The following is an 8,105-nucleotide window of genomic DNA, read 5'->3' on the forward strand; positions in this document are numbered from 1 at the left end:
CTGGCGTATGGCGCAGCTTTTGCGCCCCCGCAACAAACCTCGAACGTTGTAATCTAGAACGGCAGCTCGACCCGGGCCCGCAGCCCGCCCTTGGGGCGGTTGTGCAGGGTGACGTCGCCGCCGTGGGCGCGCGCCACCGAGCGGACCACGGCCAGGCCCAGGCCGATGCCGCCGGTCTCGCGGTTGCGCGAGGGCTCGCTGCGGAAGAATGGCTCGAACACCCGATCCAGCTCGGCGGGAACGATGCCCGGGCCGTCGTCGTCGATCTCGATCACCGCCAGCCGGCTTTCGACATGCACGCGACCCTGTACCGCGCCGCCGTATTTGAGGCCGTTCTCGACCAGGTTGGTGAGCAGGCGGCGCAGGGCGACGGGGTCGCCGTCGATGATGATCTTCTCGCCGCGCTCGACCACCGCCTGGCCGCCGGTCTCGGCGGCCTCGTCGATGACGCTTTCCAGCAGCGAGGCCAGTTCCAGCTTGGTGCGCTCGGCCGGCCGGGTGGTGTCGCGAACGAAGGCCATGGTGGCGGCGATCATCGCCTCCATCTGGTCGATGTCCGAGGCCAGCTTGCCCCGGACCTCGTCAGGCACGGCCTCGATGCGGAAACGCAGGCGGGTCAGGGGCGTGCGCAGGTCATGGGCCACCGCGCCGATCATCGCCGTACGGTCCTCGACATAGCGGCGCAGGCGCTCCTGCATCATGTTGAAGGCGTTGGAGGCGGCGATCACCTCGGCCGAGCCCGTGAGGGCCAGGGGCGCGGCGCGTGGATCGCGGCCCAGGCGCTCGGCGGCGCCGGCGAAGGCGCTGATCGGGCCCGACAGCCGCCGCGCGAACAGCCAGGCCAGGGGCGCGACGCAAATCACCGACAGGCCAAGGATCAGCAGGATGCGTTGCTGCCAGCTGTCGAACCGGAGGGCGGGCTTGGGCTCGATGACCGTCCAGCGGCCGTCGTTCTGCTGCACGGCCAGCTTGAAGTCGCCGAAGATGAAGGGTTCTTCGTGGGGGAAGTCGAAGGCGGGGGGGCGGCCCCGGAAGCCGTCGGGCCCGTTCACCGGGCGGCCGCGCTGGTCGCCGATGTTGTCGGGCGGGACTCCGGGGATGTTGGGAGGCCCCCGACCTTCCCGGCCTCCCGGCCCGCCTGGACCTCCTGGCCCGCCTGGGCCACCGCTCAGCGGATCGGGAGACAGCAGCCGGGTCGACAGGTTGCGCTTCTGGGCGCGGACGAAGAAGCGGGGGCCGTTCTCGACGTCGATCTCGATCCGCGAGGGATCGATGCCGAGTTCGCGAGCGACGGCGATCTTGAACTCGGCCCGCCGGCGGTTGTCGACCAGGCCCCGGAACGGCTTGGCGTGCCGGCGCACGATCAGCAGGCGCCCGTCCCGCGGCTGGACGCTGGCGCCGGTCTTCAGGGCGCGGGTGATCTCGCTCAGCCGATAGAACTCCGGCGGCGGCGGCGGCAGGGTGAAGACAACCGCGATGGCGATCAGCTGCGCCGCCACCAGGGTCACGATGACCAGGCCCAGGGCCTGGACGAACAGCGGCGCGCTGCCCGGACCCTTGACCTTGACGCCATCCGTCATGGCGTGCGGGTGACCTTGGACGTGAACATGTAGCCTTCGCTGCGGATGGTGCGGATCAGCTCGCCGCCGCCGCCGTCGTCCAGCTTGCGGCGCAGGCGGCTGATCTGGACGTCGATGGCCCGGTCATAGGCGTCGCTCTCGCGGCCCCGGGCCAGGTCCAGCAGCTGGTCGCGGGTCAGCACCCGCTGGGGGCGTTCGACGAAGGCGCGCAGCAGCGAGAATTCGCCGCTCGACAGGTTGACCACCACCGATTGCGGCGAACGCAGTTCGCGGCGCACCAGGTCCAGCCGCCAGCCCGCGAACTCGCAGGCCGCGCCCATGCCGTCGTCGATGGCGCGGGGCTCCTGGCGGCGGCGCAGCACGGCGCGGACCCGGGCCAGCAGTTCGCGCGGGTTGCAGGGCTTGGGCAGGTAGTCGTCGGCGCCCAGCTCCAGGCCGACGATGCGGTCGGTCTCCTCGCCCATGGCCGACAGCATGATGATGGCCGGACCATCCTGGGCCGACAGCCGCCGGCAGATGGCCAGGCCGTCCTCGCCGGGCAGCATGACGTCGAGCACGACCAGGTCGACCGGACCGCGGGCCAGGGCCTGCTCCATGGTCCGCGAGTCCGAGGCGGTGTCGATGGCGTAGCCGTGGCGACCGAGGAAGTCGGCCACGACGTCGCGGATGCCGGGGTCGTCGTCGACGATCAGGATGCGGGCGCCGCGCGCCGGGTCGGAAGCGGCCTGTGTCGAGGCGGCCTGTGTCGAGGCGGTTTGTGTCGAGGCGGTCGCGGCCGATGAGGTCGCGGGATCTTGCGAACTTTCCATGACTTGCTCTTTCCACGCCCCCGTCACCAGCAGATTTCACGGCTGAAACAGGGGCGCAACCCGTCCATGCGAGCTATCGACGCAATTGTTGTCTGGAGACACGCATGTCCCGCATTCTGCCGGCGGCCCTGGCCGCCCTGTCCCTCACCGCCGTCGCCGGCCTCGCCCATGCTCAGATGGGGCCGGGCGGCCCTGGCGGCATGCGGCCCAACCTCGACGCCAACAGCGACGGCGTGGTCAGCGCCTCGGAGTTCGACAAGGCCGCCAAGCTGCGTTTCCAGCGGATGGACGAGAACCATGACGGCGTGATCGACGCCGGCGAACTGGCCGCGCTCAAGAAGCGCATGGAAGCGCGGCGGGCCGAACGTCCCGACGCGCCGAAGGGGCCGGGCAAGCGTCCCGACATGCTGGCCGAGATGGACGCCAACAAGGACGGTCAGATCACCCAGGCCGAGGCCCTGGCCGTCAGCAAGGCCCGTTTCGCCAAGCTCGACAAGAACAAGGACGGCATGCTCAGCGAAGCCGAGCAGAAAGCCATGTGGCAGGGCCGTCCGGGCGGCCCGAAGCCGAAATAGGCGCCTAACCCGGCGACCGGTTGACCGGCGCGGCGTAGTCCTTGCCCGCGATGTTCATCGCCTCGATCGCCAGGTCGCCGACGAAGGGGTTGCTGCGCCGCTCGGCCCCGAAGGTCGACATCGGGCCGTGGCCGGGGACGAACTGCACGTCGTCGCCCAGCGGCCACAGCTTGCCGGTGATGGCGTCCAGCAGGTCCTGGTGGTTGCCGCGCGGGAAGTCGGTGCGGCCGATCGAACCCTTGAACAGCACGTCCCCCACCTGGGCGAAGCGCGCCTGGCGGTGGAAGAAGATCACGTGGCCCGGCGTGTGGCCCGGGCAGTGCAGCACCTCGAACTGGGTCTCGCCCAGGGTGACCACGTCGCCGTCGTCCAGCCAGCGGTCGGTGACGAAGATCCGCGCCTCGGGGATGCCGTAGCGCTCGCCGGTCGACTGGATCTGGTCGATCCAGAACTGGTCGTCCTTGTGCGGCCCCTCGATCGGCACGCCGGTCAGGCGCTTGAGCTCGGCCGCGCCGCCGGCGTGGTCCATGTGGCCGTGGGTGATCCAGATCTTCTCCAGGGTCAGCCCCTGGTCGGCCAGGGCCTTCATCAGGCGCGGGACCTCGCCGCCCGGATCGATCACGGCGGCCTTCATCGTCTTGGCGCACCAGACGATCGTGCAGTTCTGCTGCAGCGGCGTGACCGGGGCGATGACGGCGCGGATCGGCATTTCGGCGGACATGCCAGGGGCTCCAAAACGAAGACGGGCGGAGATCCGAAGACCTCCGCCCGCTCGAACTAAGCGTTATCGGCTCAGGATCAAGAGTTTAGTCCTCGCCCGGCCGCTTGCCGGTCGGAGTCGGCGGAACCGCCATCAGCGGCGCGTCCTCGTCCAGTTCGTGGACTTCGCCGCGCAGGCCGCGGCCGACGTGGCTCTTGCGGTAGCCGTAGGCGAAGTAGAACACCAGGCCGATGCAGGCCCAGATCGGCAGCAGCAGCTTGGCCTTCATCGGCAGGTAGAAGAACAGCACCAGGCAGCCGGCGATGGCCAGCGGGGCGATGATCCAGACCAGCGGCGTCTTGAACGGACGGCGGCGATCCGGGTCCTTGATCCGCAGCATCATCACCGCGATCGCCACCATCAGGAAGGCGAACAGGGTGCCGGAGTTGGAGATGTCGGCCAGCTGGCCGACCGGGAAGAAGGCCGCCGCGACCAGGACCAGGCCGCCGGTGACCATGGTCACGATGTGCGGGGTCTTGTACTTCGGGTGGACCTTGCTGAGCACTTCCGGCAGCAGGCCGTCGCGCGACATCACGAAGAAGATCCGGGTCTGGCCATAGATCATCATCAGGATGACCGAGGGCAGGGCCAGGCCGGCGGCGAGGCCGAGCAGGTTGCCGACGGCCGGGTGGCCGATCTCGCGCAGCACGTGGGCCAGGGCTTCACGCGAGCAGACCAGCGGCATGGAGCCGACGGCGGTGATTTCCTTGCAGCGGGCCGCCAGCTCGATCGAGCCGGGGTTGAGGACTTCGCCGTGCAGGCCGAACACCGGCTGGGCGCCGTAAGAGCCGATCGCGCCGGCCGCGACCAGCAGGTAGAAGATGGTGCAGATGACCAGCGAGCCGATCAGGCCGATCGGCACGTTGACCTGCGGGTTGCGCGTCTCTTCCGCCGCCGTGGAGACGGCGTCGAAGCCGACATAGGCGAAGAAGATCGAGGCGCCCGCCCCGATGACCCCGGCGGTGGCCAGGGGCGCGAAGGGGTGGAAGTTTTCCATCTTCATGACCGGCAGGGCCAGGACGACGAAGGCGCTGAGGGCGGCGATCTTGATGGCCACCAGGACGCCGTTGACCGTGGCGCTTTCCTTGGTGCCCAGCACCAGCAGCCAGGTGACCAGCAGCGAGATCAGCACGGCCGGCAGGTTGATGACGCCGCCCGCATAGGGACCCGCGACGAGGGCGTCGGGGATGTTGATGTGCAGCAGGTGCTCGATCAGCCCGACGACGTATCCGGACCATCCGACGGCCACGGCGCTGGCGGCCACGGCGTATTCGAGGATCAGGGCCCAGCCGACCAGCCAGGCGAAGAACTCGCCCAGCACGGCGTAGGAATAGGTGTAGGCCGAGCCGGCGACCGGCACCATCGAGGCCAGTTCGGCGTAGCACAGGGCGGCCACGGCGCAGACCGCGCCGGCGATGATGAACGAGATCAGCATCCCGGGGCCGGCCTTTTGGGCCGCTTCCGCGGTCAGGACGAAGATGCCGGTGCCGATAATGCCGCCGATGCCCAGCAAGGTGAGCTGAACGGGGCCGAGCGAGCGATGCAACGACTTCTTCTCGGCCGTGGCTAGAATCGCATCCAGTGACTTAACGCGCCACATATTTCCTCCAGAGACCCGCGGCTCCCCCCGGGGGCCGCGTAGACAAATTTTGCGGACCGTGGCCCGGTTAACGGGACGCGGTCAAGGTAAAGCGGTGGGCGTGCGTAAATGTTCGCCCTTGTGTGCGCAATATGGGCCATGACCTGCCGCCTGAATGTTGCGACGCAGCACGCTCTGTAGCCGCTACTGCCTCCTGCTTGGGCGATGACGATTGCGATGCGGGAGGCTGGTCGCTTGGCGATTTGCGCGCCCGCCGCTAAACCCGCCGCGTGACCCTTCCCATCCATGAGGCCTTGCCGGCCCTGAAGTCCGCCCTGGCGGGGCGCGAGGCCGCCGTGCTGGTGGCCCCGCCCGGCGCGGGTAAGACCACGGTCGTGCCGCTGGCCCTGCTGGACCAGCCCTGGGTGGGCGACGGCAAGATCGTCATGCTCGAGCCCCGGCGCCTGGCGGCCCGGGCGGCGGCGTCGCGGATGGCCCAGACCCTGGGCGAGAGCGTCGGCGACACGGTCGGTTTTCGGGTCAGGCTGCAGTCGAAGGTCTCGGGCCGCACGAGAATCGAGGTGGTGACCGAGGGGGTGTTCACCCGGATGATTCTCGACGATCCGGGCCTGGACGGCGTGGCGGCGGTGATCTTCGACGAGTTCCACGAGCGCAGCCTCGACGCCGACCTCGGCCTGGCCCTGGCCCGCGACGCTCAAGGGTTGGTGCGCGAGGACCTGAAGATCCTGGTGATGTCGGCCACCCTCGATGGGGCGCGGATCTCGGCCTTGCTGGGCGACGCGCCGATCGTCGAGAGCCAGGGACGGATGTTCCCGGTCGATACGCGCCATCTGGGCCGCGACGAGCGCCAGCGGTTGGAAGAACGCGTGGTCCGCGCCGTCGAACGGGCCCTGGCGGAGGAGGGCGGCAGCCTGCTGGTCTTCCTGCCGGGCCAGGGCGAGATCCGCCGCGTCGAGACCCTGCTGCGCGAACGGCTGCGGCGTCCCGAGGTCGACGTCACGCCGCTGTACGGGGCGCTGGACCCGGCCGAGCAGGACCGCGCCGTGGCCCCCGCCCAGCCCGGGCGGCGCAAGGTGGTGCTGGCCACCTCGATCGCCGAGACCAGCCTGACCATCGAGGGCGTGCGGGTGGTCATCGACTGCGGCCTGGCCCGCGTGCCGCGCTTCGACCCGTCCAGCGGTCTGACCCGGCTGGAGACGGTGCGGGTGTCGCGCGCCGCCGCCGACCAGCGCCGGGGCCGGGCCGGGCGCACCGAGCCGGGCGTCTGCTACCGCCTGTGGGACGAGCCGGAGACCCGGGCCCTGCCGGCCTTCGCCCGGCCCGAGATCCTGGAAGCGGACCTGTCGAGCCTGGCCCTGAACCTGGCCCGCTGGGGAGCGCGCGACGCCGCGAACCTGGCCTTCCTCGACCCGCCGCCGGCCGCCGCCTTCAACGAGGCCCGGACCTTGCTCAACCGCCTGCAGGCCCTGGACGGGCAGGGGGGGCTGACCGCCCACGGCCGGGCCCTGGCCGAGATGCCGCTGGCTCCGCGCCTGGCCCACATGGTGGTCCGCGCCGCCGCCGCCGGCCAGGCCGGGCGCGGGGCCCAGATCGCCGCCGTGCTCAGCGAACAGGGGCTGGGCGGCCGCGACGTCGACCTGCGCCACCGGCTGGAAAGCTTCGGCCGCGACCGCTCGCCCCGGGCCCGTGACGCCCGGACGCTGTCGGAGCGCTGGGCCCGCGGGGCCGGCCGGCCGTCGGGCGCGGTCCCGCTGGACGACGCCCTGCTGCTGGCCGAGGCCTATCCGGAGCGGGTGGCCAAGGCGAGGGGCAAGCCGGGCGAGTACCAACTGGCCGGCGGGCGCGGCGTCTATCTGGAACCGACCGACGCCCTGGCCCGCGAGACCTGGCTGGCGGTCGGCGAACTGGGCGGCGGCGAGGCCCGCGACCGCATCCTGCTGGCCGCGCCGCTCGACGAGGCCGCCCTGCGCGAGGCCTTCGCCGACCGGCTGGTGGCCGAGGACCGGCTGGAGCCCGACGCGCGGGGCAAGGTCCGGGCCCGCCGGCTGCTGCGCCTGGGCAGGCTGGTGATCGCGGAACGGCTGCTCGACAAGGTCGATCCGGCCCTGGTGGCCAGGGCCTTGCTGGACCAGGTGGTCCGCGAGGGGCTTTCCGCCGTGCCGCTGGGCGAGGGCGCGCAGGTCCTGCGCCGCCGCGTGGCCTTCCTGCGCGACCTCGACGCGGCGACCTGGCCCGACCTGTCGGACGCCGCCCTGCTGGCGCGCCTGCCCGAATGGCTGGAGCCGCTGCTGGCCGGGCGCTCGTCGCTGGCGTCGCTGAGCGACGCCGCCCTGGCCGACGCCCTGCGGACCCTGATCCCCTGGGAGGCCCAGCGAAGGCTCGACGCCCTGGCCCCGGTCCGGTTCACCGCCCCGACCGGCTCCAGCTTCGCCATCGACTACGGCGCCGACGGCGGGCCGCGCGTCGACGTGCGGGTGCAGGAACTGTTCGGCCTGACGGCCCACCCGACCGTGGCCGGCGTTCCGTTGGTGCTGGCCCTGCTGTCGCCCGGTCACAAGCCGATCCAGATCACCCGCGACCTGCCGGGCTTCTGGCGCGGCTCGTGGCGCGAGGTGAAGAGCGAGATGAAGGGGCGCTATCCTCGGCATGTGTGGCCGGATGATCCGGCGACGACCGCGCCGACGACGCGAGCCAAGCCTCGGGGGACGTGAGCTCGCTGCCCCATCTAGGTCCTCCCCCTCTGGGGGAGGCGGCCGAAGGCCGGTGGGGGGAGGTTTGGGG

6 protein-coding genes are annotated in these 8,105 nt (G+C 71.1%); 2 read left to right on the forward strand and 4 right to left on the reverse strand.

Translation table 11 applies throughout. From position 1 onward, the window contains the following. Positions 1–53: 53 nt before the first annotated feature. Together PMI01_RS23795 and PMI01_RS23800 are read right to left on the reverse strand one after the other, a co-directional pair. Positions 54–1,580 carry an ATP-binding protein gene (locus PMI01_RS23795; RefSeq protein WP_007675515.1) on the reverse strand — a complete coding sequence of 509 codons (1,527 nt, stop codon included), beginning with the start codon at positions 1,578–1,580 and terminating at the stop codon, positions 54–56. Further along, the gene (locus tag PMI01_RS23800) at positions 1,577–2,389 is read right to left on the reverse strand and encodes a response regulator (RefSeq protein ID WP_007675518.1); all 813 of its coding nucleotides are present in this window, start codon (positions 2,387–2,389) and stop codon (positions 1,577–1,579) included. The genes PMI01_RS23795 and PMI01_RS23800 overlap by 4 nt, the downstream gene beginning before the upstream one ends. Positions 2,390–2,493: 104 nt before the next feature. Between PMI01_RS23800 and PMI01_RS23805 the strand changes: the two genes are divergently transcribed. Continuing rightward, positions 2,494–2,964, forward strand: a complete 471-nt coding sequence (locus PMI01_RS23805; RefSeq protein WP_007675526.1) for a dockerin type I domain-containing protein — start codon at positions 2,494–2,496, stop codon at positions 2,962–2,964. A 4-nt stretch (positions 2,965–2,968) separates the two neighbouring features. On the opposite strand, the gene PMI01_RS23810 is transcribed toward PMI01_RS23805, so the two are convergent. Both PMI01_RS23810 and PMI01_RS23815 read right to left on the reverse strand, forming a co-directional pair. Then, complete coding sequence (locus tag PMI01_RS23810) at positions 2,969–3,685, reverse strand: MBL fold metallo-hydrolase (RefSeq protein ID WP_007675528.1); 717 nt, start codon at positions 3,683–3,685, stop codon at positions 2,969–2,971. An 85-nt stretch (positions 3,686–3,770) separates the two neighbouring features. After that, positions 3,771–5,324 carry an amino acid permease gene (locus PMI01_RS23815; RefSeq protein ID WP_007675530.1) on the reverse strand — a complete coding sequence of 518 codons (1,554 nt, stop codon included), beginning with the start codon at positions 5,322–5,324 and terminating at the stop codon, positions 3,771–3,773. 269 nt (positions 5,325–5,593) lie between these two features. Here PMI01_RS23815 and hrpB point away from each other — a divergent pair, with 269 nt between their 5' ends. Beyond that, positions 5,594–8,035 (forward strand): ATP-dependent helicase HrpB, encoded by a 2,442-nt coding sequence (gene hrpB / locus PMI01_RS23820; protein ID WP_007675534.1) that lies wholly within the window; start codon positions 5,594–5,596, stop codon positions 8,033–8,035. Positions 8,036–8,105 lie beyond the last annotated feature (70 nt).

The sequence above is a fragment of the Caulobacter sp. AP07 genome, from assembly GCF_000281955.1.
In the GTDB taxonomy this organism is placed as follows: Bacteria; Pseudomonadota; Alphaproteobacteria; order Caulobacterales; family Caulobacteraceae; genus Caulobacter.